Annotated in this window: 28 protein-coding genes and 1 tRNA gene; 21 read left to right on the forward strand and 8 right to left on the reverse strand. The window is 66.3% G+C overall.

Translation table 11 applies throughout. The features are described from left to right. Nucleotides 1–15: 15 nt before the first annotated feature. Nucleotides 16–669 carry a TlpA disulfide reductase family protein gene (locus OXM57_05610; GenBank protein MDE0352147.1) on the reverse strand — a complete coding sequence of 218 codons (654 nt, stop codon included), beginning with the start codon at nucleotides 667–669 and terminating at the stop codon, nucleotides 16–18. A 147-nt stretch (nucleotides 670–816) separates the two neighbouring features. Then, complete coding sequence (locus OXM57_05615; GenBank protein MDE0352148.1) at nucleotides 817–2,400, reverse strand: NAD(P)/FAD-dependent oxidoreductase; 1,584 nt, start codon at nucleotides 2,398–2,400, stop codon at nucleotides 817–819. A gap of 315 nt (nucleotides 2,401–2,715) precedes the next feature. Between OXM57_05615 and OXM57_05620 the strand changes: the two genes are divergently transcribed. Beyond that, nucleotides 2,716–3,501: a VOC family protein gene (locus tag OXM57_05620; GenBank protein ID MDE0352149.1), complete on the forward strand. Its 786-nt coding sequence runs from the start codon at nucleotides 2,716–2,718 to the stop codon at nucleotides 3,499–3,501. Between the two features lie 10 nt (nucleotides 3,502–3,511). Here the strand turns inward: OXM57_05620 and acnA are convergent, their stop codons facing one another. After that, the gene (acnA, locus tag OXM57_05625) at nucleotides 3,512–6,199 is read right to left on the reverse strand and encodes an aconitate hydratase AcnA (protein MDE0352150.1); all 2,688 of its coding nucleotides are present in this window, start codon (nucleotides 6,197–6,199) and stop codon (nucleotides 3,512–3,514) included. 563 nt (nucleotides 6,200–6,762) lie between these two features. Here acnA and OXM57_05630 point away from each other — a divergent pair. Continuing rightward, complete coding sequence (locus OXM57_05630; protein MDE0352151.1) at nucleotides 6,763–7,854, forward strand: Mrp/NBP35 family ATP-binding protein; 1,092 nt, start codon at nucleotides 6,763–6,765, stop codon at nucleotides 7,852–7,854. A gap of 48 nt (nucleotides 7,855–7,902) precedes the next feature. Here the strand turns inward: OXM57_05630 and OXM57_05635 are convergent, their stop codons facing one another. From OXM57_05635 to OXM57_05650, 4 genes are all read right to left on the reverse strand, one after another. Continuing rightward, nucleotides 7,903–8,667, reverse strand: a complete 765-nt coding sequence (locus tag OXM57_05635) for an undecaprenyl-diphosphate phosphatase (protein MDE0352152.1) — start codon at nucleotides 8,665–8,667, stop codon at nucleotides 7,903–7,905. A 95-nt stretch (nucleotides 8,668–8,762) separates the two neighbouring features. Further along, entirely contained in the window at nucleotides 8,763–9,311 is a 549-nt protein-coding gene (locus OXM57_05640) for a hypothetical protein (GenBank protein ID MDE0352153.1), read from the reverse strand. 81 nt (nucleotides 9,312–9,392) lie between these two features. After that, nucleotides 9,393–9,977: a molybdenum cofactor guanylyltransferase gene (locus OXM57_05645; GenBank protein ID MDE0352154.1), complete on the reverse strand. Its 585-nt coding sequence runs from the start codon at nucleotides 9,975–9,977 to the stop codon at nucleotides 9,393–9,395. Between the two features lie 43 nt (nucleotides 9,978–10,020). Continuing rightward, on the reverse strand, nucleotides 10,021–10,329 hold the full coding sequence (locus tag OXM57_05650; GenBank protein MDE0352155.1) for an FmdB family transcriptional regulator: 309 nt from the start codon (nucleotides 10,327–10,329) through the stop codon (nucleotides 10,021–10,023). Nucleotides 10,330–10,424: 95 nt separating this feature from the next. Here OXM57_05650 and plsY point away from each other — a divergent pair, with 95 nt between their 5' ends. The 19 genes from plsY to OXM57_05745 all read left to right on the forward strand — a co-directional run bounded on the left by plsY (nucleotide 10,425) and on the right by OXM57_05745 (nucleotide 24,796). Beyond that, entirely contained in the window at nucleotides 10,425–11,006 is a 582-nt protein-coding gene (gene plsY, locus OXM57_05655) for a glycerol-3-phosphate 1-O-acyltransferase PlsY (GenBank protein ID MDE0352156.1), read from the forward strand. Between the two features lie 22 nt (nucleotides 11,007–11,028). After that, nucleotides 11,029–11,847, forward strand: a complete 819-nt coding sequence (locus tag OXM57_05660; protein ID MDE0352157.1) for a sugar phosphate nucleotidyltransferase — start codon at nucleotides 11,029–11,031, stop codon at nucleotides 11,845–11,847. A gap of 4 nt (nucleotides 11,848–11,851) precedes the next feature. After that, nucleotides 11,852–13,084: a molybdopterin molybdotransferase MoeA gene (locus tag OXM57_05665; GenBank protein MDE0352158.1), complete on the forward strand. Its 1,233-nt coding sequence runs from the start codon at nucleotides 11,852–11,854 to the stop codon at nucleotides 13,082–13,084. Next, on the forward strand, nucleotides 13,077–13,565 hold the full coding sequence (moaC, locus tag OXM57_05670; protein MDE0352159.1) for a cyclic pyranopterin monophosphate synthase MoaC: 489 nt from the start codon (nucleotides 13,077–13,079) through the stop codon (nucleotides 13,563–13,565). Before OXM57_05665 ends, moaC begins: the two co-directional genes overlap by 8 nt. 263 nt (nucleotides 13,566–13,828) lie before the next feature. Further along, nucleotides 13,829–14,143 (forward strand): hypothetical protein, encoded by a 315-nt coding sequence (locus OXM57_05675; GenBank protein ID MDE0352160.1) that lies wholly within the window; start codon nucleotides 13,829–13,831, stop codon nucleotides 14,141–14,143. A gap of 70 nt (nucleotides 14,144–14,213) precedes the next feature. Beyond that, nucleotides 14,214–14,852: a haloacid dehalogenase gene (locus OXM57_05680; protein ID MDE0352161.1), complete on the forward strand. Its 639-nt coding sequence runs from the start codon at nucleotides 14,214–14,216 to the stop codon at nucleotides 14,850–14,852. 58 nt (nucleotides 14,853–14,910) lie between these two features. Next, a tRNA-Ala gene (locus OXM57_05685) sits at nucleotides 14,911–14,984 on the forward strand. A gap of 203 nt (nucleotides 14,985–15,187) precedes the next feature. Further along, entirely contained in the window at nucleotides 15,188–16,348 is a 1,161-nt protein-coding gene (locus OXM57_05690; GenBank protein MDE0352162.1) for a tyrosine-type recombinase/integrase, read from the forward strand. 100 nt (nucleotides 16,349–16,448) lie between these two features. Beyond that, nucleotides 16,449–16,664, forward strand: coding sequence for a hypothetical protein (locus OXM57_05695; GenBank protein ID MDE0352163.1), 216 nt, complete (start codon nucleotides 16,449–16,451; stop codon nucleotides 16,662–16,664). Next, on the forward strand, nucleotides 16,661–16,849 hold the full coding sequence (locus tag OXM57_05700) for an AlpA family phage regulatory protein (protein MDE0352164.1): 189 nt from the start codon (nucleotides 16,661–16,663) through the stop codon (nucleotides 16,847–16,849). Before OXM57_05695 ends, OXM57_05700 begins: the two co-directional genes overlap by 4 nt. An 824-nt stretch (nucleotides 16,850–17,673) precedes the next feature. After that, nucleotides 17,674–18,159 carry a hypothetical protein gene (locus tag OXM57_05705; protein ID MDE0352165.1) on the forward strand — a complete coding sequence of 162 codons (486 nt, stop codon included), beginning with the start codon at nucleotides 17,674–17,676 and terminating at the stop codon, nucleotides 18,157–18,159. 287 nt (nucleotides 18,160–18,446) lie between these two features. Continuing rightward, nucleotides 18,447–18,659, forward strand: coding sequence for a hypothetical protein (locus tag OXM57_05710; GenBank protein ID MDE0352166.1), 213 nt, complete (start codon nucleotides 18,447–18,449; stop codon nucleotides 18,657–18,659). Between the two features lie 70 nt (nucleotides 18,660–18,729). Then, the gene (locus tag OXM57_05715; protein ID MDE0352167.1) at nucleotides 18,730–20,217 is read left to right on the forward strand and encodes a terminase large subunit; all 1,488 of its coding nucleotides are present in this window, start codon (nucleotides 18,730–18,732) and stop codon (nucleotides 20,215–20,217) included. A gap of 399 nt (nucleotides 20,218–20,616) precedes the next feature. Further along, entirely contained in the window at nucleotides 20,617–21,855 is a 1,239-nt protein-coding gene (locus tag OXM57_05720) for a phage major capsid protein (GenBank protein MDE0352168.1), read from the forward strand. 7 nt (nucleotides 21,856–21,862) lie between these two features. Then, nucleotides 21,863–22,153, forward strand: coding sequence for a hypothetical protein (locus OXM57_05725; GenBank protein MDE0352169.1), 291 nt, complete (start codon nucleotides 21,863–21,865; stop codon nucleotides 22,151–22,153). Between the two features lie 3 nt (nucleotides 22,154–22,156). Further along, nucleotides 22,157–23,065: an HK97 family phage prohead protease gene (locus tag OXM57_05730; GenBank protein MDE0352170.1), complete on the forward strand. Its 909-nt coding sequence runs from the start codon at nucleotides 22,157–22,159 to the stop codon at nucleotides 23,063–23,065. Further along, nucleotides 23,056–23,394 (forward strand): hypothetical protein, encoded by a 339-nt coding sequence (locus tag OXM57_05735; GenBank protein MDE0352171.1) that lies wholly within the window; start codon nucleotides 23,056–23,058, stop codon nucleotides 23,392–23,394. The genes OXM57_05730 and OXM57_05735 overlap by 10 nt, the downstream gene beginning before the upstream one ends. Next, nucleotides 23,394–24,449 (forward strand): hypothetical protein, encoded by a 1,056-nt coding sequence (locus OXM57_05740; GenBank protein MDE0352172.1) that lies wholly within the window; start codon nucleotides 23,394–23,396, stop codon nucleotides 24,447–24,449. Before OXM57_05735 ends, OXM57_05740 begins: the two co-directional genes overlap by 1 nt. Further along, nucleotides 24,446–24,796, forward strand: coding sequence for a hypothetical protein (locus OXM57_05745; GenBank protein ID MDE0352173.1), 351 nt, complete (start codon nucleotides 24,446–24,448; stop codon nucleotides 24,794–24,796). The genes OXM57_05740 and OXM57_05745 overlap by 4 nt, the downstream gene beginning before the upstream one ends. Before the next feature lie 65 nt (nucleotides 24,797–24,861). Here the strand turns inward: OXM57_05745 and OXM57_05750 are convergent. Then, a partial coding sequence (locus tag OXM57_05750) for a hypothetical protein (protein MDE0352174.1) occupies nucleotides 24,862–25,139 on the reverse strand: 278 nt, incomplete at its 5' end.

A 25,139-nucleotide genomic window follows, 5' to 3' on the forward strand; every position in this document is an offset into this window, starting at 1 on the left:
CGGACGGACCGCGGCCTATGGGCTTCCGAAGTCGTGGTCGATGAAAGCCTTCAGGGTGCCGCCGCTGATCTGGCCGTTGACCTGGCGAGTGATCAGGCCATCTGCTCCGATCAGGTAGGTGACCGGGAGCCCCATGAACGGGTAGTTGTCCGTGACGCTGCGGCTGTCATCGATTCCCAACGGGTAGTACGCACCGACTTCGGCGGCGAAGTTCTCTGCGGGCCCGGGAGCATCCTCCACGGCGACGCCCAGGAACGCCACCTGCGGATTCTCCTCCGCCACCCGCGAGAACTCCGGTATCTCGATCCGGCAGGGGGCGCACCAGCTGGCCCACAGGTTGAGCACCAGGGGCCGCCCGTCAGCGGCTCGGTACTCGGACATCACGAACCTGGACCCGTCGAACAGCGCCACGGACATGTCAGGGGCGGGTTCTCCGGCCAGAGGGCCCCTCGGGAATCCCGCCACATCGATCGAAAGGGATCCGGTACCTGTGGCATCGCCGGGTGGCGGGTCAGGGGTGCGGGTCAGCACCGCCGCCCCGGCGATGACGATGACCGCCATTGCGGTGGCGGCAAGCTTCCAGGCTACCGGCATCCGCCGCCGGCCTGCGTGCTCCGGGGGAGAGGCGGGCGCCGCGTCGGCAGGCGGTTGCTGGTTCGACTCGGCCACGGCCGCAGGCTAGCTGTACTGGTCAGGTAGGTCATTGACACACGGTTTGGGGCGCTACCGACTGTTCCCAGACTGGAATGTCACGCTCTCGTGTCGGGATGGAGCGCCCCGACGGTTACTGCGGCCAAGCCTGCAGGCGAGGGATCCTCAGGCATCGTCCCGTTGGGCGCGGAATACCACGTCTTGGTCGTGGTGGTGATGGGTCGATGAGCCGGGCGGTCTCTCTCGGACCTCGCTGGTCACGACAGTCCAACCTGGTGTGGATCGGATGGCTGTCTCCACGTGGTCGACGCCGACGTATGATGCCCGGTCCCATGCTGCGATGTGGCCATCGTCGCGTGTCGGAGCACCCGGGCGTGGGGCTGCGTGTCCGACCATCAGAAGGGTGCCGCCGGGAGCGACCGCGTTCATGATGTTCGCGATGGCGCGGTCGTCCCCTGTCCGGGGGATGGCGGAGTAGAACAGAGAGACCAGGTCGTAGGTGTCGTCGCCGAACGCGTGCCGGGCGTTGGCGTCGGCTGTCACGCATCGGATGTCCGCTCCCCGGGTGGTGGCCTTGGAGGCGAGGCGGTCGAGTCCGGCTTGGGCCACGTCGGTTGCGGTGACGTCCCAGCCGCGCTCGGCCAGCCAGAGGGAGTCGCCTCCTTCGCCGGCTCCGAGATCTAGGACCCGTCCCGGTGTCATGCGTGCGATCTCGGCGACGAGGGTGCCGTTGGGTGCGCCGCTCCAGACCTCGTCTCCCGAGTAGCGAGCGTTCCACTCAGCTTCAGCAGGCGACCGGCGGCATGCCGTGGCCCGATCTCTCGTGGCGAGGTCGAGTGCCACCATGGCGCCGACGTAGCTGCCGTCCGCCGCGGCCGCGAGAACCTGTTGGCTCGGGTCGGTGAGGTTGCCGGCCGCGTACAAGCCGTCGACAGACGTTTCGCCGGTCGGGTCCGTGGCGACGACGTCAGCCACTCCGATAGGGTGCGGCTCGGCCGTGAGCCCGAGCCCGCTGAATGGCTCGATACGGGGTCGCAGGTAGGTGGTCACCACCACCGCGTCGGCGGCGATGCGACGTCCATCGGTGAGCTCCACTGCCGCGATCGTCTCGTTCGGTCCATTGATGATTCGCCGAACGTTGCCGCGGAGAACATGGGTCCCGCCGACCTCGAACGCGGCCACCTCATCCGTGTCGACTTCGAAGTCGGCGGAGATCACCAGGGTGAATCGGTCGCTGAGATGGGCGAAGAGGCGCGCCGGGTGCAATCCGGCCGGGTGGGTGACGACCTGGACGAGTCCTTGCCCCCGGACCTCGTAGCCGTGGCAGAACGGGCAGTGAATGACCGTCTTGCCCCAGTGGCGGGCGATTCCCTCGATCGCCGGAAGCTCATCGGCCACGCCGGTCGCGGCGACGACCCGGCGGGCGCGGACCGTCACGCCACCGGCGTCGAGCCCGAACCCATCAGCGTCCCGGTCGACGGCGTCGACGCGGCCGGTGAGGATCTCGCCTCCATAGCGTCGGAGCTCAGCTCTGCCCGCGGCGATGAGCTCCGTGGGGGCTTCGCCGTCGTAGCCGAGGTATCCATGCAGATGGGCAGCCGGCGCGTTACGAGGTTCGCCGCTGTCGATGACGATCACCGACCGGCTCTGGCGTTGGATCTGCAACGCCGCAGCGAGCCCGGCAGCCGAACCGCCCACGACCGCGACATCGCAACGTCGAGTAATCGGGGAGTGCTGTTGTTCGCTCATGACTCCAACCGTACGATGTCGATCGGTTCATTGCACGTTCTCTTGCCGAGTGGAGCGGGTGCGTCCGGGGCGAACCCATCCTCACCCCAGAAGGGGGACGGGCATGGCCGACCACGCCCCGGAAGCCCGGGAGGTGGTGGCGGGGGCCGGGCCGCCGGGTCGGGCCCGGTTTCAGCGATTATCGCGTTCTTGCGACTCTTCCATGTCAGTAGCGTTGCCCGGGGCCGGCCGGATTCCAAGCATTTCTCCACAGGTTTGGTATGTCCTCACCCTCTCCTAGACTCCGTGCGCTATCTGACAAGAGGACGGGAGAACATGCCGCGCAGGGACGGATTCATCCAGGGAGAGCCGTGCTGGGCAGATCTCAGCGCCGAGGACACCGAGGGCGCCAAGGCCTTCTACGGAGGACTGTTCGGCTGGACCTGGGAGGACCGGAGCATGCCGGACTCGGACATGACCTATTCGATGGCCCAGAAGGATGGTTGCAACGTGGCCGGCCTGGGACCGGCCCCGCCGGAGTTGCTGGCGATGGGGCTGCGGTCGGTATGGAACACCTACCTGGCGGTCGACTCGGCCGACGAGGCATACCGGAAGGCGATCGAAGCCGGCGGCAGGGGACTCGCCGAGCCGTTCGACGTCATGACCACGGGTCGGATGGCCTACATCATGGACAACCAGGGTGCCGCCGTCGGTTTCTGGCAGGCGGGAGACCATACGGGCGCCCAGTTGATCAAGGAGCCCGGGACGATGAGTTGGAGCGAGCTCTACGTGCCGGACGTCGGCGCTGCGACCGGGTTTCTCGGCACCGTCCTCGGCCTGACCGCCGAGACCTCCGACATGGGTCCGATGTCCTATACGCTGCTCAAGGCCGGTGACGAGATCGTGGCCGGGGTGATGGAGCCTCCCGAGAACGTTCCTCCTTCGTGGAGCGTCTACTTCGGCGCCGCCGATATCAACGAGACCGCCGGCAGCGTGACCGGACTGGGCGGCCAAGTGATGAACGGGCCCTTCCCCACCCCGCTCGGGCAGATGATCGTGGCCGCGGATCCGGCCGGAGGCGTGTTCCTCGTCCACGACTACTCCACCGCCGCCGATTGTTAGAGCGACGGGGTCAATCTGTCGCGGCCATCTCCTTGAGGACGGTGTGGAGGATCCCGCCGTTGCGGTAGTAGTCGACTTCCACCGGGGTGTCGATCCGGGCCAGTGCCTGGAACGATGTCTCCGAACCGTCCTCCCGCCGGGCCGTCACCGTCAACATCTGCCTCGGCCTCACGGAGTCGTCGACCTCGATGTCGTAGGTCTCGGACCCGTCTAGGCCCAGCGAACCGGCGCTGTCGCCCGGCATGAACTCGAGAGGCAGGATCCCCATTCCCACCAGGTTGGACCGGTGGATCCGCTCGTAGCTCTCGGCTATGGCCGCCTTCACTCCCAGCAGGAACGGGCCTTTGGCGGCCCAGTCCCGGCTCGATCCCATCCCGTAGTCGATCCCGGCGATCACGATGGTGGGAGTGCCGGCGGCCCGGTAGCTCAGCGAGGCCTCGAAGATGCTCTTGACCTGCCCGTCGGTGAAGTCGGTGGTCCAGCCCCCCTCCGTTCCCGGCGCCAGATGGTTCCGCACGCGAAGGTTGGCGAAGGTTCCCCTGGCCATGACCCGGTCGTTGCCCCGGCGGGACCCGTAGCTGTTGAACATCAGGGTGGGCACGCCCGACTCGTGAAGGTACCTACCGGCCGGAGTGTCGGCCGGGATCGAGCCCGCCGGGGAGATATGGTCGGTGGTGACCGAGTCTCCCACCTTCACCAGCACCCGGGCTCCGCTGATGGGCGTGATGGTGTCGGTCTCCATCGTCAGACCGTCGAAGAACGGCGGGGCCTGGATGTAGGTGCTGTCCGGGTTCCATTGGAACAGGTTGGAGGCGTGGGTGGTGATCTCCTGCCATTCGGGGGACCCGTCGAACACGGTCGAGTACTGCCGGGTGAACTGATCGGAGGAGATGGACCCGCCCACGATGTCGGCGATCTCGGCCGGTGGGGGCCAGATGTCTCGAAGGTAGACGTCCTTGCCGGTGGGGTCCTTCCCGAGCGGTTCGGAGGTCAGGTCGATGTCGACTGTCCCGGCCAGGGCGTATGCCACGACCAGCGGCGGCGAAGCAAGGTAGTTGGCGCGGATGTGCGGGCTGATCCGCCCCTCGAAGTTGCGGTTGCCGGAGAGAACCGATGCGACCACCAGGTCGTGGCTGTCGATGGCATCGGCGATGGGGTCGGGGAGGGGGCCGGAGTTACCGATGCACGTGGTGCACCCGTAGCCGACGTTGTAGAAGCCGAGTGCCTCCAGGTCCTCGGTGAGGCCGGCCCGGTCGAGGTAGTCGGTCACCACCCTGGAGCCGGGGGCCAGGGAGGTCTTGACCCAGGGCCGGCGGGTCAGGCCCAGCCGGCGGGCCTTGCGGGCCAGCAGACCGGCCCCGATCATGACCTCCGGATTGGACGTGTTGGTGCAGCTGGTTATGGCGGCGATGACCACCGACCCGTCCATCAGGTCGAAGTCCGCCCCGTCGCTCTCCACGCCCTCGGCGCCCTCGGGGTGACCGTGGCCGGCGAAGGTGGTCTCCAGATCGGCCGCCCACTGGTCCTTCATACCGCAGAGGGCGATGCGGTCCTGGGGCCGGCGCGGGCCGGCCAGAGAGGGCTCGATGGCGCCCATGTCGAGCTCGATCAGGGATGAATAGACGATGTCGTGGCTGTCGTCCCGCCACAGTCCCTGGAGGCGGGCGTACTGCTCGATGGTCTCGATCAGCTCGGGCGGGCGTCCGGTCAACTCCAGATAGGAGATGGTCTGCCGATCGACCGGGAAGAAGCCGCAGGTGGCGCCGTACTCGGGCGCCATGTTGGCGATCGTGGCCCGGTTGGCCAGCGGCATGGCATCGAGGCCCGGACCGTGGAACTCCACGAACCGTCCGACCACCCCGTGCTCACGGAGGATCTCGGTGACCCGCAGCACCAGGTCGGTGGCGGTCGCCCCTTCGGGCAGACGTCCGGTGAGCCGGACCCCGACCACCTCCGGAACCAGCATGAAGATCGGCTGGCCGACCATGGCCGCTTCCGCCTCGATGCCGCCCACTCCCCATCCGAGGACGCCGAGGCCGTTGATCATCGTGGTGTGCGAGTCGGTCCCGACCAGCGAATCGGGATACAGGGCGGCGCCGTCGTCCCAGACGACCCGGGCCAGGTATTCGAGGTTGACCTGGTGGACGATGCCGGTGGCGGGCGGCACCACGCGGAAGTTGTCGAAGGCCGACTGCCCCCATTTGAGGAACTCGTAGCGTTCCCGGTTGCGCTCGAACTCACGCTGGGAGTTGATCTGCAGGGCGGTGCTGGAATTGAACGTGTCGACCTGGATGGAGTGGTCGATCACCAGGTCGCAGGGAACCCTGGGGTTGACCTTGCGGGCGGCCGAGGGATTGCCGGTCATGCGGACGATGGCGTCCCTCATGGCGGCCAGGTCGACGATGGCCGGGACTCCAGTGAAGTCCTGCAGCACCACGCGACCGGGGGAGAACGGGATCTCGGATTCGGGAACCTTGGCGCCGTTGTAGGAGGCGAGCGTGACCACATCCTCCTCGGTGACCGTCCGGCCGTCGCAGTTGCGCAGCGCCGACTCGAGCAGGACCTTGATGGAGTAGGGCAGCGAGTGGATGTCGCCGTGGTCGCGGACCGCGTCGAGTCGGTGGACCGTCCGGGCGCCGAGCGGCGTCCGGATCGTGGCGGCGGCTTCGAAGGGGTTGGAGAAGGGGGTGTTGGTCATGGGGGCACGGTCCGGGTTCTCTCGCTGTTGGTCCTGGCGGGCCGGGCGTTCACGCGAAACGCCCGGACACGCATCGGATGATAATTGTCCGGGCCGGTTCAACCGGGCGCCACCGGCGCCCGATCAGAAATCGAGCGGACCGGCGGGCGCCTTGCGATGCGGGAGCACCCTAAAACTGTCACACGGTGGCCGCATACTCGTGATTGCGACCAAGCACCTCGTACCGGCGGTCCGGGACGTCAGTCCGGCGGGACGGGGGACATACTCTCGGGAGAAGGTCCCAGGCGGGACATAGGCGAACGCGTCTCCCGAACCAAGGCGGCGGTGGCGGGGGTGGGGCCCAGCGGGCGAAGCCCGCCTGCTGCGATTTTCGCGAGTTTGGGTACTCCAGGACGTTCTTGAGGCAGAGGGCGTCATATATGACGCCCTGAACCTCAGGAACAGGACACCACATATGACGCCCTGAACCTGAGGTTGGACGCGCTGCGGGTCACCGGGGGGGCCTGGCTTCCCGCCATGTACGGGCCACTAACGTATGGAGCCGATTCCCGGCGGACCCACCTATGACCGATTCCAAGACCGAGGCGCTTTCCTCGACCCTTGCCAGCACCATCGATCCCATCCTGCAGCGGCCCTTGGCCGAGTTGGGTTACGTAACCTCGGCCCGGACGAAGCGCCTGGGAGCGGCTGTGATAGATGTGCTCCTCCCCGTACCCGGCCCTCCGGGACATGCGCTGATCGAGACCGTCACGGCCGCGGCCCGATCCGTCCCAGGCGTGCGTTCGGTCCAGATCAAGCACGAGTTGATGACCGACGAGCAGCGGGACAACCTCATGGCCCGGGTGAGGGGAGAGAAGCGCGCCGTCGGCGGTCCCGGCTCCTCGACCTACGTGGTCGCGGTGTCGTCCGGAAAGGGCGGGGTGGGCAAGTCCTCCGTGACCACCAACCTGGCGGTGAGCCTGGCCGGCATGGGCCACACGGTCGGGGTGATCGACGCGGACGTTTGGGGATACTCGATCCCGAAGATGCTGGGCGCCGAGGGCGCACCGGCCGTGATCGCCGACTCCATCATCCCCCTCCGCGCTCATGGGGTGTCGGTCATCTCCATCGACTACTTCGTGCCGGATGGCCAAGCGGTGGTCTGGCGCGGGCCCATGCTCCACAAGGCGCTGGAGCAATTCCTGACCGACGTGTTCTGGGACGAACCCGAGTTCCTGCTCATCGACATGCCCCCGGGCACGGGCGACATCGCCATTTCGATATCCCAGTTCGTGCCCAGGGCACGGGTCCTCCTGGTGACCACGCCCCAGCCCACCGCCAGCCGGGTGGCATCGCGGGCGGCTCGAATGGCCGATCGGGTCGATCAGAAGGTCATCGGGGTGGTCGAAAACATGAGTTGGTTCGTGGGCGATGACGGCAAGCACTACGAGATCTTCGGATCGGGCGGCGGCGCCGACCTGGCCGAGGCGACGGGTGTGGACCTCCTGGCGCAGATCCCGATCCTGGAGGCCATGCGATCGGGCGCCGACCGGGGCGACCCCGTCAAGGTGGCCGCGCCCGGCAGCGAGGCGGTGCATGCCTTCGATGACCTGGCCGCCCGCCTTGTCGCAACCCGACCCCGCATCAGGATGCATCCTGAGCTTCGGATCGGCTGACCCACACCAGCCCCTGTCTGGCGTGTACCGGTCCGCGACCGCTCCCTGCTAGAGCCAGATCAGGGTGACGAGCCCGATTCCCACGCAGTAGACGGCGAACGGCACGAGGCTTCGCCGGGCAAGGCGATCGATCAGGAACTTGATGGCCCAGTATCCGCACACGCCTGCCACCAGCGTCGCTACCAACAACTCGATCGACAGGGTCGAGGCCGAACCCAGGTCGATGAACTCACGCAGGCCGGCGCCGAGGATTGCCGGTATGGCGATGATGAAGCCGAACCGTCCGGACTCCTCGGGCGACACTCCCCGCAGTATGCCGGCGGTGATGACCATTCCCGACCGGGAGATTCCGGGTAACAGAGCCAGCGCCTGGCTCAGTCCGATCACGATGGCGTCCCCGGCGGTGAGGTCCTCGGCCTTCCCCGACCCACGGCCGGCGAGCCGGGTCAGGAACAGCACTGCACCGGTGGCCACCAACGCCACCCCCACGCCGGCAGCGGACTCCTGGAATCTTTCGATGGTCGATGAGAACAGCAACCCGACGACCCCGGCCGGGACCGTCGCGACCACGACCATGGCCGCCATCCGTCGGGCGACCGGATCCCTCCCGAACCCGCCCACCATCCAGGCGACGTCCCGGCGGTAATACGCGACCACGGCGGCGAGCGTTCCCAGATGGAGGATCGCCGACGTGGACAGATCGGGGGGCTCGAGCCCGAAGAGGTCGGGGATGATCCGTAGGTGCCCGCTCGACGAGACCGGCAGGAACTCGGTGATGCCCTGGACGAGTCCCCAGACCACGGCTTCCAGCATCCTCGCAGGGTACCCGGAAGATGTCGCGTGAACGGACACCACGCGTTCGAGGCCCGGGTCGTCAACCGGCGAGCTGCTGATTCGTTTGTCCGTACCTAGAGGCTGGCGGCCGTCCGCTCGCGGCGGGCCTCGATCAGCACCGAGACACGGTCCTCGGCGATCGCTACCGCCGCCGTGGCCGCCCGGTCCGGCGGGAAGGCCACCGAACCGACCAGACCGTCGCTCTGGTAGTCACCCGAACGGACGCTGGTCACCAGACCGCCGATCGGCGGCAGGGCCCGCTCGCCCGAAGGGGGGAGGATCACGAGTTGGACACTCATCCCGGCGGTGGTCTCGGCCGGCACCGCTACATCTAGAAGCCACCAACCGGGTGGAATCAGGATCGGAGCCTCGGTGGTGTCACCAGGCAGGAGGGGATGGCCGGCCGTCAGGTAGCGGTCGGCGAACCCGATGCCCAGGACCGGCTCGAGCACGCCGCCGGCCACGGTCCGCCACTCGAGGGCGCCTTCCACCGACTCCCCGCGGGCCACATCACGGGTGACATAGGGATGCCTGACGCTGGACGTGGGGCGTATCTCCACCCAGAGGCTGATGATGACCAACAGGCCGACGAGCGACCAGCGCAGGTACGGAGGACGGGTCAACCAGAGCACATCACGGAACGTATCGCCGTTCCGGCATGGATTGAAGAGGCTTGTCGCCGGACTCCGGGTGCCCCGCTTCCTCTAACCGAGGAGGTCGATGCGGAAGCGCCGCTCGGCGGCGACGATGGCGTCCTGGGAGTCCATGGAGAACCACGACCGGCCGTCCTCTCCCCAGGAGGACCAGACCTCTCGCCCCACCCGAGTCCAAGGTACCGACCGGAGCATCTGCTGTATCGACCCTCCCGAACGGAGGACCCGGGTGGCCTCGTCAAGGCAGTCCGGTGAGTATGCCGCGCAGGTCACCTGCGGCCGCTCGTCGACGCAGACGGCTGTCTCGTTGGAGGCGGCCCTTTCGGCCAGGCGGGCCAACGTCCCGGATCGCACCAGCGGTTGATCGACCGCCACCGCCACCACAGGGCTCTTGAACACTGCCAGCGCGGTCTGGAGCCCGCTAAGGGGCCCGGCGGGGCCTGGTTGCAGGTCGGGAATCGCCTCTAATCCCGCCACGCCCCGGCGGCGCCCCACCATCACCACCTGGTCGAATCCGGCCATCGCATCGGCCACCCATCCGGCCATCGGGCGGCCGCCCACCTCGACCAGGGCCTTGTCGCTTCCCATGCGTCGCGACTCGCCGCCCGCCAGGATGATCCCGACCACACCCCTCATTCACATCACCGGTACCAGTTCGAGTAGCACCGGGCGGGCAGCACTAGCCGTCGTTCTTGGCGCCTGCTTTGGCGGGTTCCTGCTTGGATGCGGCGCCGTTGGAGGAACTGTCGGGCTTCTTGTCCTTCTTGTCGCCGGACCGTTCCTTCTTGCCGGAGGTGGATGGCTTCGGACTGCGAGAGTCCGTGACGTAGAAACCCGACCCCTTGAAGACCACCCCGGCGGGGAACAGCACCTTGCGCAGGGCAACCTCGCGGCACTCCGGGCAGGTATCGAGCGGATCCGCCGAGAAGCTCTGGAAGATCTCGAACCGGTGACCGCACTCCTTGCACTGATAGACGTACGTAGGCATTCGCAGGTACTCCGGTCGGGACTGGGGAGCACGGCCCGCGACGAAGGGCCGTTCCGGGCGGGATCATACCAGCACCCTCCTAGACTCCACCGGAGATGCTGATCGGTGCTATCGCCCTCTTCCTCGGAGCCTATTTGGTGGGTGGTATCAACATGGCGCTGGTCGTGTCCCGCGCCAGGGGAGTGGACATCCGGCAAGTGGGGAGCGGCAATCCGGGCGCGTCCAACGTGTTGCGTGCGCTCGGTAAGGCGCCGGCGGCCGCCGTATATCTGGTCGACCTGGCAAAGGGGTTCCTGCCCGCGCTGGTGGGGTCTCTCGCCTGGTCGCCCACCATCGGGACTGTGGCCGGCCTGGGGGCGGTAATCGGTCACTGCTACCCGATCTATTACCGGTTCCGGGGAGGGAAGGGCGTGGCGACGGCCGGGGGAGTGATGCTGGCCGTGTCGCCCCAGGTCATGGTCGCCATGGTGATCGTGTACGGGGCGGCGCTGGCGTTCTCGCGGATCTCGGCGGTCGGGTCCCTGGCGGCGGCGGTGGTCTCCATCCCGGTCTTGCTGATTACCGGTGAGACAGGCGCGACCGTCGCCTGGTTCGCGCTGATGATGGCGCTGATCGTCTTCCGGCATCGCTCCAACCTGAGCCGTCTCCGCTCCGGCACCGAGAACCGGCTCGCCTGATGCGCCGAACGGTCTCGCCGCGATGAGGGTGGACGTTGCGCTGGTCCCGGCCGCCGGCCGCGGTACGCGGATGCGGCCCGCCACCAACGCCATCCCCAAGGCCCTCCTGACGGTCGTGGATCGTCCCAGTGTCCAGTGGGTGGTCGAGGAGGCGGCCCGCGCCGGAGTCACGGAGGTGGTGGTGGTGGTCGATCCCGACGGGGGGGCGATGATCGAGCGACACTTCGAGGAGTCACGATTCCTGCCCGGCCTCTCCGGTATCAAGGTACGAACTGTCACACAGGAGGAGGCAAGAGGGCTGGGCCATGCGGTGCTGGCCGGGCGGGAGGCCATCGGCCTTCGGCCCTTCTACGTGATGCTTGCCGATGACCTGATCCGTCCCGGGGAAGACCTGCTCAGACCCCTGGCTAGAGCCGCCGACCCGGAGATCTCCGTCGTGTACGTCCGGAGGCTGCCCGATGGGATGCTGGGAGCGAAAGGAGTGGTCGTTCCCGGCTCCGGCGTGTCCGACTCGGTGATGGAGATCGGGGGGGCGGTGGAGAAACCGGGTGCGGCGCGGGCCCCCTCCAACTACGCCATACATGGCCGCTACGTGTTCATGCCCGAGGTGTTCGATCACCTGATGGGCGTCGCCCCGGGCTACGGCGGCGAGATACAACTCACCGATGCGGTAGATTCTCTCGCCCGAGCAGGCCGGTGTCGGGCCTACGTGGCCGACGTGGAGCTGCTCGATGTCGGGAACCCGCTGGATTACCTGCGGGCGAACACCGTCCTCGGTCTCGCCGACCCGGCCTACCGTGACGCTTACCGGTCCATAGTCGACGATCTTCTGGTGGAATGACCCCATGCGCTCCCTAGAGCAGGCCCAACGAGACGTGCTGGCTGCCGTTCAAACCCTTCCGGTGCTCCAACTTCCCGTGTGGGATGCCCTGGGGCTGGGCCTGGCCGGCCCGGTGGTGGCGCCCCACGCCGTCCCACCCTTCACGAATTCGGCCATGGACGGGTACGCGGTGCTTGGCGCCGATGTGGAGGAGGGGCCGGTGACCCTGCGGCTTCTCGAGGACGTCCCGGCGGGCCATGTCGCGCATCAGGCCGTAAGCTCCGGTGCGGCCATCAAGATCATGACCGGCGCGCCCATGCCGGAGGGCGCTGACACGGTGGTCAAGGTCGAGGACACGGAGCCGCTGCCGGACGGAGTGCGGATCATGGCGGCCACGCCGACCGGCACAGCGGTGCGCCCCGCCGGGGGCGACCTGGCGGCCGGGGATCCCGTGTTCGCGGCCGGTGAGCGGCTCACGCCCCCCCATCTGGCCGTGCTGGCGTCGCTGGGAGTTAACCCGAGAGTACATCGCCGGCCCAGGGTGGCGATGCTGTCCACAGGCGACGAGGTTCTACCGCCGGAGACCGGGACCCTCGGTCCCGGTCAGATCCGGGACACCAACCGGCCGTTGCTGGCGGCCATGCTGGACGAGTTGGGGGTCGAAGTCGTCGACCTGGGCATCGTGGGAGACGACGCCGAGGTGCTCCGCAACACCCTGGAGCGGGGCGCCGGTGAGGCCGACATGGTGCTGACGTCGGGTGGCGTTTCGATGGGCGAGTACGACCTCGTGAAGATCGTCCTCGGGGAGCTCGGCACCATCGACTTCTGGAAGGTGGCGATGCAGCCCGCCAAGCCCTTCGCCTTCGGCCACATCGAGGGGACGCCGCTGCTGGGCCTGCCCGGCAATCCGGTGTCGGTGATGGTGGCGTTCGAGCAGTTCGCCCGCCCGGCCCTCCTGCAAATGATGGGATGCCGGGCCGTCTTCCGGGCCCAGGCCGGGGCCCGGGCCGCCGAGACCTGGCGGACCGATCCGGCCAAGACGGTCTTCGCCCGGGTGGTCACCGAGGTCGAGGACGGGGTAACGCTGGTCCGGAGCAGCGGCGGGCAGTCGTCCAACGTCCTCTCCGCGCTGGCCCGGGCCGATGCCTTCGCGGTCATTCCCGTGGGCACCGGGATGGTGCAGCCCGCTGACCCGATCACCATCGAGCTGTTCCGGTCGCCTGAGGCTCGGACCGCATCGGAGGTTCTCGATGAATGAGGGAGGCCTGACCCATACCGACGCCCGGGGCCGGGTCAGGATGGTCGACGTGGGGGACAAGGCGGTTACCGACCGTCGGGCCACTGCGGAAGCCCGGGTGTCCATGTCCGGCGCCACGCTCGACCTGATCTTCGAGGGTGCTCTGCCCAAGGGCGACGCCATCGGCACCGCCCGCCTCGCAGGGATCATGGGCGCCAAGAGGACCTCGGACCTCATCCCGCTGTGCCATCCGATCTCGCTGTCCGAGGTGGCGGTAGAGATTGACAGGGTCTCCTCGGCGGCCCGGATCCGGACGACGGTGCGCAACGCCGACCGTACCGGGGTGGAGATGGAGGCCATGACCGCGGCGGCCGTGGCCGCGCTGACCCTGTTCGACATGATCAAGGGGGTGGAGCGGGGTGCCCGGATCGAGAGCGTGCGTCTGCTGCACAAGGCAGGTGGACGCTCGGGGGAGTGGTCAGCCCCCGGGCTCGCCGGGTAGTCCATCCCGTGCCGCCGGGGCGAACCCGGTTCCTGAAATCCTTGGCTTCGGCCGGGCTCGGGTATAAGCTGCCTTCCGGTTAGCGGATCCGGGAGACGGCCTCGGATATGCCTTGGGCTCTATTTCTAGCAGTCGCGGCTGTTTGGGCGATGTTCCTCATCCCGCGATGGTGGGCTGATCGTGCCAGCCAGAGTCCCAGTTCGGTCCGCCCGGACTTCAGACCCCTCCAGCGATCGAACTCCGAAGCCGGGTTCGGCCGATTGGTGGGGCGGGTTCTGGCCCCGTCGAGCGAGGAAGGCAACACCGGTTCCCATCGGGAAGCCGTGCTGACCCGCCGGCGCCGGGCGGCGGCGGTTCTCTTCGGCGCTGCCGTAGCCAGCCTCGCCGGCTGGTTCGTTCTCAATAGTCTGTGGATGCTCCTGATACACGCCATCGTGGATGCGGTATTTGTCTGGTACATCATGATGCTGCGCCGGATACGGGCATTTCGCGAAGATGTCAACGCTCTGTTCGCCGACCACGACTACGTTGCTCCCACCCGCGACCACTCGGCGATAAAGGTCGTGCAGCGCCGCTAGTGGCGTCTGGGGAAGGTCGATGGCCGCCGGAACACACCAACCCGTTTCTCGGGTAGACGACTAGATCCTGGTGAGCAAGCCGGACCTTTCCTCCATCGAGAAGGCGGCGCGAGCCGAGTTGGATCCCAAGTTCACGGCCCGGGAGGTGGCCATCTCCAACGGGCGGCGGGTCATCCGGTTCTCCGCCAAGGCGATCCGCGCCGGTCATCGGGGTGAGTTGGACGAAGCCGGAGTGATGCTGGCCGAGGCCGGCGAGTTGCTTGCCGAATCGACCGCCGCCATCGCAGATCATCCCGACATCAAGATCGGGATCCTCAACGACGCGGCCAAGGAGTACGCGGAGGCCCGTCTGTTCCTGGCCATGGCCCGGGGGGACGAACTTCCGGCGGCCTCGGAGCTGGGAACGCGGATGGGGCCCTATCTCAACGGCCTCGGTGAAGTCGTGGGTGAGTTGAGGCGCAGGCTCCTCGATCGACTGAGAGGGGACGACTTCGCCGAGGCGGAGCGGTTGCTGGAGATCATGGACGAGGTGGTGGACCTGCTGGCCTCGCTCGACTATCCCGACGGCATGACCGGCGGCCTGCGCCGTACTACCGACGTGGCCCGCAGCCTTACCGAACGGAGCCGGGCCGATCTGACCTCGGCCCTGGTCGCCGACCGCTTGCGCCAGGACATGGCCGCCTTCCGCGCCCGGCGAGAGTCCGATTGAGCCCCTTTCCCGGTGGCGTTTCCCCGCCGGTAAGGCGGGTAGAATGGAGGCTCCTTCGGGGGCTGTAGCTCAGTTCGGCAGAGCACCTCGTTCGCAACGAGGGGGTCAGGGGTTCAAATCCCCTCAGCTCCACCGTAAGACTCCAGGAGATACCAGAAAGACCCCTGACCAGGTGTTTCACAGTCCCGAGCCTTCCAAGCGGCCCTCACGGTCCTAGCGGATTTGGTGGCTATCCCGCTCAAAAGTGACACTTGGAGTGACACTGACTAGAGTTGTCATGACCGGATCGCGGCCTCGGTGTCACTTTCCGGCAACGGCTAAAAGGGAAAGGCAACATGACCACCAGGTCGAGGAAAGGCGCTCCGCTCACTGCCGCGTTCGTGAAGGCGGTCCAGCGGCCGGGAGCATACGGTGACGGCTACGGCGGGGGCGGGCTGGTACTCCGGGTGAAGCGGTCGAAGTACGGGCTGATCTCGAAGAATTGGGTTCAGCGAGTTCGTATCGGAGGGGTGGCTACCAATATCGGGATCGGAAGCTACCCGGCCACCAGTTTGCGGGAAGCTCGGGTGGCTGTCGAGCGCAACAATGGCGAGATCAAGGCGGGGCGTGATCCGCGATCCGCGAGCGGTGTAACTCTTGCGGAGGTCACCGAGGCCGTGATCGCCTTGCATCGTCCGACTTGGCGTAACGGTAAGACCGAGAGGCAATGGCGGTCCGCGTTCACAACTCATGTCTACCCACAGCTTGGGGATAGGGCTGTGGGGGTGATCACGACCGGTGATCTGGTGCGGGTGGTCGGGCCTCTGGTTCATTCCAAGCCGGCCACCTCTGATCTTCTGAGGATGCGGCTGGGCATGGTGTTCGAGTGGGCGAAGGCCGAGGGGCTGAGGGCTGATAATCCGGCCGGATCGGCGTTGGCGGCGGTACTTCCTCGACCCAAGGCGCGCACCACTCATCACCGAGCACTCCCGCACCGGGAACTGGCCGCGGCGCTTGCCAAGGTTGAGGCATCGAGGGCGGCGGTGGCTACCAAGCTGGCAGCTCGGTTCTTGGCTCTGACGGCTACAAGAACGTCCGAGGTCCGGTTGGCGGCGTGGTCGGAGATCGAGGGCGATACGTGGACGATTCCCGGCGAGCGGATGAAGTCAGGCCGCGAGCATCGGGTACCGCTCTCTGAGGCCGCGCTGGACGTGCTGGCAGAGGCTCGAGAGCGGTGGGGCGGTAGCGGCCTTGTGTTCGTGGGACGTGGTGGGCAACCTCTCGGTCACGCCAGCATTGGGACGCTGTTCAGTCGCCTTGAGTTGGGTACCTCTCCGCACGGGATGAGGTCGAGCTTCCGTAACTGGTGCTCGGAGACCGGGGTGGATCGACAGGTGGCTGAGCGGGCGCTTGCTCATCAGGTCAGGAGCGCTACCGAGGCGGCATATAACCGCACTGACCTGTTCGAGCGGCGGCGCGAGGTCATGGAACGCTGGGGCGAGTACCTGGCTGGCTGAGCGGACTCTACGGACCACAAGGGAATCCCCGGGCCAATTGCCCGGGGATTCTCCGTCTCAGGGGTGTATAGGTAGGTAGGCAGTGGAAAGGACGCTGAGAATGAGCCGAGAGTCGCTGAGGCAGGTGGAGGCCAAAGTCAAAGCCGGAGACGACAGGAAGGTCGCCATGCTGTATGTTGCAATCGACTGCGCGGCGGCCGGTGGAGATCGTCTGCGGCGTGCCGAGGTTGATACCGAGTGGGCGCAGCGCTACCTGAAGGAAGCGGAGCGCCAGCTTCGAGATGCGCTTGATCTGGTGTCCAGGTTGTGCCGGTGAAGCGGATACTGCGGATGGCTGATCTGGTCGAGATGCTGGGTATACCCAAGACCAGCCTACGGCGGCTGGTCGATGCGGGTTCGTTCCCCCAGCCGGTGAGGCTGGGGCCGCGGTTGATCGGGTGGCGGGCCTCCGAGGTCGAGGAATGGTTGGAGTCTCGGGAGCGGGTAGCGGTGCGGCCATGATTCGACAGGATCGGCAGGTATCGGCACCCAGGGCGCTCGCTACGGCTCCGGATGCGTGCGGATTGCCTCCGAGGTCGGAAGGTGGGTGCGGGGGATGCCTCCCAGGTCGGAAGCGGTGGCTACGGGGCTCTGAGAGGCCGTTCCGCCTTCGAGCTACTATGACATGGTTGTCATGGCATGGTTCGGCTGGGTGAAGTCTTGGTCGGGTTGTGGCAAGGCACGTTGTGGCAAGGCGCAAGGGAGTGAGCCGGATTCTTCGGAGTCCGGCTCACTTCGCGCCAAGAAGTTTCGAGGTCTCGGGTGTATAGTTAGGGTGAGGTTGTCCCCCTAACAATCTCGGAGCGGCCTAGGAAGTTAGAACCCCCGGTCACACTGCCGGGGGTTCTCCGCGTCCCGTGCTATGGTCTTGTCCGGGTGTCGGGAGTAGTGCCCCGGCAGGCAGACTTAGGGGACCTGCCCAGGCGATTGAGAAGTCTTCTCAGGAGCCTCCTTCTACCTCAGGCCGAGAGGGCTTGCATAGGGTCAGCCTATGCTCAAACCGACGGCTCACGGGGTAGGGGGGCAGGCTCTTGAGGAACGAGAGAGCCTGCAGCACTGGCCCGGGCTTATGGAGAATCGATCAATTCCCCAGTTCTATCCTGATTCTCAGGATAGGCAGAACAGGGGGGATCAAGGGGCCCGAGGATCAAACGCCGGAACTGGCGGAGAAACTGAGGGCAATTCCCCAGTTCTATCCTGAGGATGAATCGCACCTAATACCGATTCGAGAATCGCTATAACCTGCGTTCTATCCGGAACCGCACCGGCACTAGTCTTGATCCCGAATGGATGAAGACCTGAGCCTGAGTGATCAGATAGCCGAGGTCGTCCGCAACATCAAGGCTATCGAGGCGGCTTTGGACAGGCGCGCCAAGGCCCTGGAGTTGGCCGAGCGCGAGCTCGAAGAACGCGAGAACGACTTGATCACGACTACTCGCGGCTTGGAGCGGTGGATGGCTCAGGCGATCAAGCGCAAGAACCCCTGCCCGGATTGTGGAGAGGTCGGCGGCCAGCGCATCAACGACAGGTGCAAGCGGTGTTATCAGCGCAGCTACGCCGCGAAGAAACGCGCCGAGAAAAAGAAAAAGCCCAAGACGGAACCTGTCAAGAAAAAGCCCAAGACGACACCGCAAGCTCAGAACGGCCGGAGCCAGAACCTACCTAGTCCGCGGGAGCGGGAGCGGTTGGCTGCTATGCGTACCCGTGAGCTAATAGCGGCGGGTAAAGACCGGGGGACTCGGCGGGCCGAGGGCATGGTGGACAATCGTTAGTCTGGTGGGTGTTGGTCAAGGGAGCGGCACTACATGAGCAGTTGATGCCTGGGTAGGTACTGATGCCGAGGCGCTTAGGTGCCGCTCTGCTTGCGGTCGGTGGTAAAGTGGTGGTGCGTACCTGTCTAGGCACATTCAGATACGCCTCCAGCCTGGCCGGATGATTCGTGATTGAACTCCTCGGCTCATCCGGCCCGGCCTCCTGTTTTTCTGCGCAATAAGTTGTGTTATTTCAATTATTAACCGGCGGCTATTCTGGTGGCTACATGGAGAGGGAGGCGGGGTCAATGGGTAAGTTCGAGGTGTTGGACGGTGGCGGCGATAGCCCGCCCGAGCCAGAAGCGGCCGAGTTCGTGATGGATGGCGATTGCCTTGTGGGTGTGCTGATCCCCCATGATGAAGCCGGTTGGATGGTGCTTGCTCCTGTCGGCCATAGTCTTGGCAAGGGAGAGGGCCGGGCTCGGCTCACCGAGTTGCGGAAGCGTTTTCTGGCCGGGTGATGATGGCACCGGCGGAAGGCAAAATCTAGGGGGGAGTCGTGTGGGGGAGTGACGGACTCCATGAAGGGCGATGACGTTACGGCGTGAGCTTCTGTCATATCTTGGCGGCCTGGCGGTCTCTCAGGGCCGGTTCACGGGTGAGCCTCTCCAGGTCTTCCCGTGGGAGCGGCGCTTCGTGGGTGGTCTGTTGCGGCCGGGCGTTTTGTCGGCGGCGCTGACGGTGGCGAGAGGCAACGGCAAGACAACGATTCTCTCCGGCATTGCCTCGGCTACGTTGGACGGCCCGCTAGTGGTGCCGAGAGGCGAGACGGTCATTGTTGCTTCCAGCTTCGAGCAGGCCCGGATCGCGTTCGAGCACGTCTTGGCCTTCATGGGTGATCAGCTCCGGGACAAGCGGCGGTGGAAGGTGTGGGACACCGCCCAGCAGGCTCGGATCGAAGACCGCCGGACGGGTGCGCGGGTGCGGTGTATCGGGTCCGATCCGCGCCGGGCTCACGGCCTCGCTCCGACTCTGGTTCTGGCCGACGAACCCGCCCAGTGGCCTCCCGCGACGGGCGAGCGGATGGTGGCGGCTCTCCGCACCGCGGCGGGCAAGCAACCGCTATCGAGGTTCGTGGCGCTTGGCACCAAGCCGGACGATCCCGAGCACTGGTTCGCCCGGTTCCTAGATGGTGGGGCCGATTACGTCCAGGTGCATGCCGCCCGCAGAACAGACCCACCCGGCTGGAAGCGGACGTGGCAGAAGGCCAATCCGAGCCTGCGTTACCTCCCAGACCTGGAGGCGGCGATACGGGCCGAGTACCGGGCGGCGCTTCGCGATCCGGCGCTCATGGCGAGCTTCGAGGCGTTGCGCTTGAACTGGGGAACGCCGGACACCGCCGCCGAGGTGCTGGTGAGTGCCGACCTATGGCGCCAGATCGAGGGAGACGCCGAGATGGCGGGCCCGTGTGTGTGGGGCGTTGACCTGGGCTCCTCCGAGGCTCAGTCGGCGGTTGCGGCGTACTGGCCGCGCACCGGGGCGCTGGCGGTGGTAGCGGCCTTCCCGACTGTCCCGAGCCTGGAGGAGAGAGGGCGGCGTGACGGCGTGGGCGGTCTCTACCGCCAGTGCTGGCGGGAAGGTACGTTGCTGACCTTGGGGCGGCAGAGCTCCGACGTGGGGGCCCTGGTGGCTGAGGCCCTGCGGCGCTTCGGTCGGCCTCGGGTGGTGGTGGCGGATCGGTGGCGGCGTGTTCAGCTCCTGGAGGCGTTGGAAGATGCCAAGGTACCGCGGGCCGAGGTGGTTACTCGCGGGATGGGCTTCAAGGACGGCGGGGAAGACGTCTCCCGGTTCGTGAGGGCCTGCGCTGACGGTCAGGTGGTGCCGTCACGGTCGCTTCTGATGCGGTCTGCCCTGTCGGTTGCCCGTACCCAGACGGATGCGGCGGGGAACCGGAAGATGACCAAGGCCAAGCGGCGGGCCCGTGACGATTGCGCGGTGGCGGCGGTGCTGGCGGTGGCAGAAGGGCGGCGGCGTGCGGCGGTGGCAGAGCCGCGGCCTCTGAGGTCGGCCGTTGTCTAGGTCGCCGTCCGGGAGGTTGACCAAGACCCGGAGATGGCGGCGGTTGCGGCGCTTGGTGCTGGGTGAGGCCGGTTGGCGGTGTGAGGCGTGCGGGCGGTGGGCGAACGAAGTTGACCATATCCAACCCATCGGGGCCGGTGGCGAGCGGTGGGAGCGGGATAACCTTCAGGCGCTTTGCCGGTCGTGTCACATCGAAAAGACCCGAAAAGAGAACCGCAAAGCGTTATCCGCAGAGGCCGAAGCGTGGCGCGAGCTCGTGTCAGAACTCATGCCGAAAAAATAAGGCCACAATTACTTACATTCTGTCATCATTTAAGAACGGACAAATAGGAGAAACTCATGATATCTTCTGTCGATCAACTATGATCGGGTTGGATATATGACGGGAGGGAGTGGATTATGACCCACCGGCAACGCCTCGAATTGGAGGCTTCGGAGTGTCGGCAGAAGATTCGGGAACTACTTGATGCCGGGGAGTTGTCGGATGAGCAGCGGCGGGAGTTGCAGACTCTCAGCACCCGTGCCCAGGAGATCGAACCGGAGTTGAGAGCGGCCATCATCGCAGAGCCCGACCCGGTTACCGCACCCGCATCACCGAGCACTGAGGATCGGGAACGGCTCGAACTTCGGTCAAGGGCTTCTGTCGGTCGCTACCTTCTGGCCGCGATGCGCGGTCGGTCTGTGGACGGTGCCGAGCGGGAACTGGCCGAGGAGAACGGTCTGGATGACGGCCAGATACCTCTTGAGATGTGGGAGCCCGTAGAGACCCGGGCGGACGTGGTTACGGACGCGCCGGACACGGTGGGCGTGAACCTGGATCGCCTTCGCCCGGCCATCTTCGCTCCTTCGATTCTTCCCCGCCTCGGTGTGGAGATGCCGCGGGTCAAGACGGGAACCTATGCCTCGGGAACGATCACAACTTCGCTCACGGCCGGGGCGGAGGCAAGGGGCGGTGAGGCCGACGCGACCGAGGCTCAGTTCACGGTCACCTCGGTGACGCCCAAGCGGATCAGCGCACGGTTGGCTATCGCAATCGAAGACGTTGCCGCGGTCGGTCAAGCCAACTTCGAGTCGGTGCTTCGCGAAAACCTGAGCCTGGTGCTCTCCGATGAGTTGGACCGCCAGGGCCTGGTCGGCGCGGGTGCCAATAACGATCTGGTGGGCATCATTCAGCGGCTCACCGACGTTGCCGATCCGGGGGAGGCTGCCAACTTTGATGCCTTCGTGAGCGTGTTCGCGGGCTCGGTTGATGGCCTGTGGGCGTCAACTGTCAAGGATTTGGTGGCGGTTGTCGGGCCCGCAACCTATCAACGAAGCGCGAAGACCTTCCGAGACATAGATAACACCGACCTGGGCTCGATAGCGTTCAGCGACTACGCCTTGGCGCGTTACGGCGGTTGGTGGACGAACAAGCGGATGCCCGAGCCTGTTTCCACCGTCCAGAAGGGGATCATGCACCGGCGGGGCAGGTCGGGAATGAGAACGGCGGTGTTGCCGCATTGGAACATGATCTCGATTGACGATATCTACACCGGATCGGCCAAGGGCGAGCGGTACTTCACGATGCACGTTCTGTGCGGAGACGTGATCCTGGTTCAGCCCGGGGCCTATTCGGAGTTTCGTATCAAGGTCTCCTGATCGGGATATGCCCACCGTGTCCAGTGTCCGGGTCTCCGATGTAGCCGTGGACGTGGGCACGGGCCTTCCCACCGGTTGTTACGTCGGCCAGGTACGGTCGGTGGACGTGGCGGTGCAGGCCCTGGTCTCCTACGGCTCAATCCCTCCCGCCGAGATCGAGGATTGGTTCGTGCTCTCCTACGGGGCCACCTTCGAGTTCCGGGCCGGTTCGGGTGCCGAGCCGTGCTGGGTGCGGAGTGGCGGGCCGGTCGGGAATGCGAACGCCGAGATCGTGGTGGCTCGCCGGCGGGTTGTCTGAGACATGGAGCGCACCGCTCCTATCGAGTTCAGGGTCTCGGGTAGGAGGCTGAGCGGCGCGGCGATGACCTATGGCGTGCGCGCCACCGACCGCGCCGAGATGTTCGAGGCCGGGAGTCTCGAACCGATCCCGGGTATGCCTCTGGTGATCCAGCATGACGAGGTACGGCCTATCGCGGCTATCGGTGACGGCCTGGAGGTCACCCACACCGACACCGAGTTCCGGATCGAGACCGAACTACGGGAGGGATCGGCCGAGTTATCGCTGGTGAGGCGGAGGGCCCTGACGGGCTTTTCTGTCGGATTCGTGGCGCTCGATGAGTACCGCAACGCCCAGGGCGTGCGGGTGATCAGGCGGGCTCGCCTCCGTCATGTCGGCCTGGTCGATAAGCCGAGCTACCCGGTCGGTGTAGAGCTTCGCCAGTTCGAGGATGCATGGCTCACCGCCTCGGCGGACTACGGCCAGCGGATGCAATGCACCTGCCAAGGCGGTGGGTGCGACTCGGTGAGCTTCGATCCGGGCGCGTTCGATGGGATAGGAGAGGATCGCAGAGACCTTCTGGCAGTGGGCGGCCAGGGCTTCGCGTCGGTGCTGGGCTCACTGCGGAGGGGCTCGCTCCTGGTTGAGAAGGGCGAAGACGGGATCCGGTTCGGGCTCACCAACCGGGGAACGGAGGCGGCCCGTCAGGTTGCCGAGTCTGCTTCTGTCGCGCCGGTGTATGCGCGCCCCATCATCGACATAGAAGCGAGCGATTACACCGATGAAGGCCCGGTGCGGAGGTTCCATCGGGCGGCGGTCTCCGCCGTGCTAATCAAGGCAACGCCGAACGATCAGGGCCACCGGGCGGCCGTGGTCGATGGTGTTGACTCGGGAGAGGCGCGGAGGAGGGCCAGGAGGTCGGCGTGGCTGTAGAGCCGTGCACCTCTAAGGGATTCCCCACCGGTGGCGAGCTCGCGAGCCTTCTGGGGATCGACCTGGACAGGGCGAACGATCTGGCCGAGGTCGCGGAGGCCGTGGTGAGCGAGTACGCGCCGGATGCTCCTGGGGCGATCAAGGGAGAGGCGGCGCGGCGTGTTGCCGGATACCTCCGGGATCGCAAGCCGGGGATACGGCGGGAGTCGGTGGCGGTAGGTGACTACACGCGATCCGCCACCTTCGAGATGAGCACCGGGGCGCTGAGAGCCTCGGGAGCGATGGGGCTTCTGTCGCGCTGGAAGGTGCGGCGAGCGGGAGTGATCTGATGCTGTTCTGGTCTCGGAAGGCCAAGGTTGAGAAGCGCGAGTCGGGAGGCTCGTTCTCCGATGCGGTGGTGCGGCTCATCGAGAACACCGCATCCGGCAAAGCTGCTGATGTCGGCTCGGTGGCCGCGGTGGAAGCGGCGGCCGGCTCACTGTCCCGGGCGTTCGCCTCCGCCAAGGTGACGGGAGGCCGCGGGGCGGTCACTCCCGCCTTCCTGGGCCAGGTCGGGCGCGATCTGGTGCGGAGTGGTGAGAGCCTCCATGTCATCCAGATACGGGACGGCAAGGTGGTACTGATCCCGTGTTCAAGCTGGCATTGGGAAGGCAACCATGACCCGGACTCCTGGACGGTGAGGGCCTCGGCGTATGGCCCGAGTACCTCCACAACCTGGAACCTCGGGGCCTCGGGAGTGGTGTTCGTGGGCTGGGGCCAGACTCCCGGCCAACCGTATGTCGGTGTTCCTCCCACCTCCTGGGCTCATACAACGGCGCGTCTCGGATCAGAAGCAGAGAAGGCGCTGGCGGATGAGTCGGCGGGCCCGATAGCCAACCTCCTGCCGGTGCCGCAAGACGGCGGAGACGGCGAAGACGATGACCCGCTAGCCACCTTGAAATCAGACATCAAGGCGGGCCGCGGGCGCGCTGTTCTGGTCGAAACTACCGCTGCCGGATGGGGCGAAGGGAGAGCCGCCGCGCCGTCGGGTGATTGGACACCCAAGAGGCTGGGCCCGGACATGACCGACACCCAGGCCCGGATCGCGCAAGAGAGCTTCGAGCGCACCTTGGCGGCCTGCGGTGTTCCTCCCAGCCTGTTCACGGATGCCGACGGCACCGCACAACGTGAGGCGGTGAGGCGGTGGCACCTCGGCACCGTGATACCTCTTGCTCGCCTCCTGGAGTTCGAGCTATCGGCCAAGCTGGAGGATGCTGTCAGCTTGGCCTTCGATTCGTACCCGCTCGATCTGGCGGGCCGCGCTCAGGCCTTCCAGAAGCTCGTTGGTGGTGGCATGGAGATCGCGGAGGCGGTGGCGGTCTGCGGGCTCATGGTGGACGGGTGAGCCTTCCCACCAACTGCTCGATAGTCCTGGTCGAGTCGGTCGAGATCGGGCGGGTGGATGGAACGCCGACCTTCGAGGATCGCCAGACCGGGCCTTACCGGGCATGGTTGCGAACCATGAGACCCGAGGAGTACGAGGCCGAGGAGTTGGCCGGCGGTGTAGACCACTTCGCCAAGGCGTACCTGAAACCGGGGCCCGAGCCCGTCCAGGGCGGGCGGTTGCGGATCACGGTTGACGGTGCCGAGGAGGCCCGGGAGTGGGAAGTGGTCTCCGTACGGGAACGCCTGGGGCCGGCGGGCTTGGATCACTTCGAGATCGTCACGCGCCGGGTGGTCGAAGGCCGCTGAAAACCCTGGGCTGAGGGTGTATAGGTAGATGTGAGAGGCCGGGATTCTGCGCGTGGCCCGAGTGTTTATAGGGGACTCGGAAAGGACGGTGGCGAGGGTTCGGCTGTGGGGGGGAGCAGCGCGTAGCGGCGCGGATGACCAACGACATCAATAACGATCCCCCAACCAACCATGCTCCCCTTGGCGAGGAGCCTGTCGAGGACGACTTCTACCGATACGGCTCCGATTCCGGCCTGCCATGCGATTTCTGACACAGTCGCGGGACCGTCGATCTCACGCAACGCTTCGATGTTGACGATCGTCGAGATTCCCCGGTCTCGATCAGTGAATTTCCCCACCCTGT

This window comes from bacterium (assembly GCA_028820935.1).
In the GTDB taxonomy this organism is placed as follows: domain Bacteria; phylum Actinomycetota; class Acidimicrobiia; order Spongiisociales; family Spongiisociaceae; genus Spongiisocius.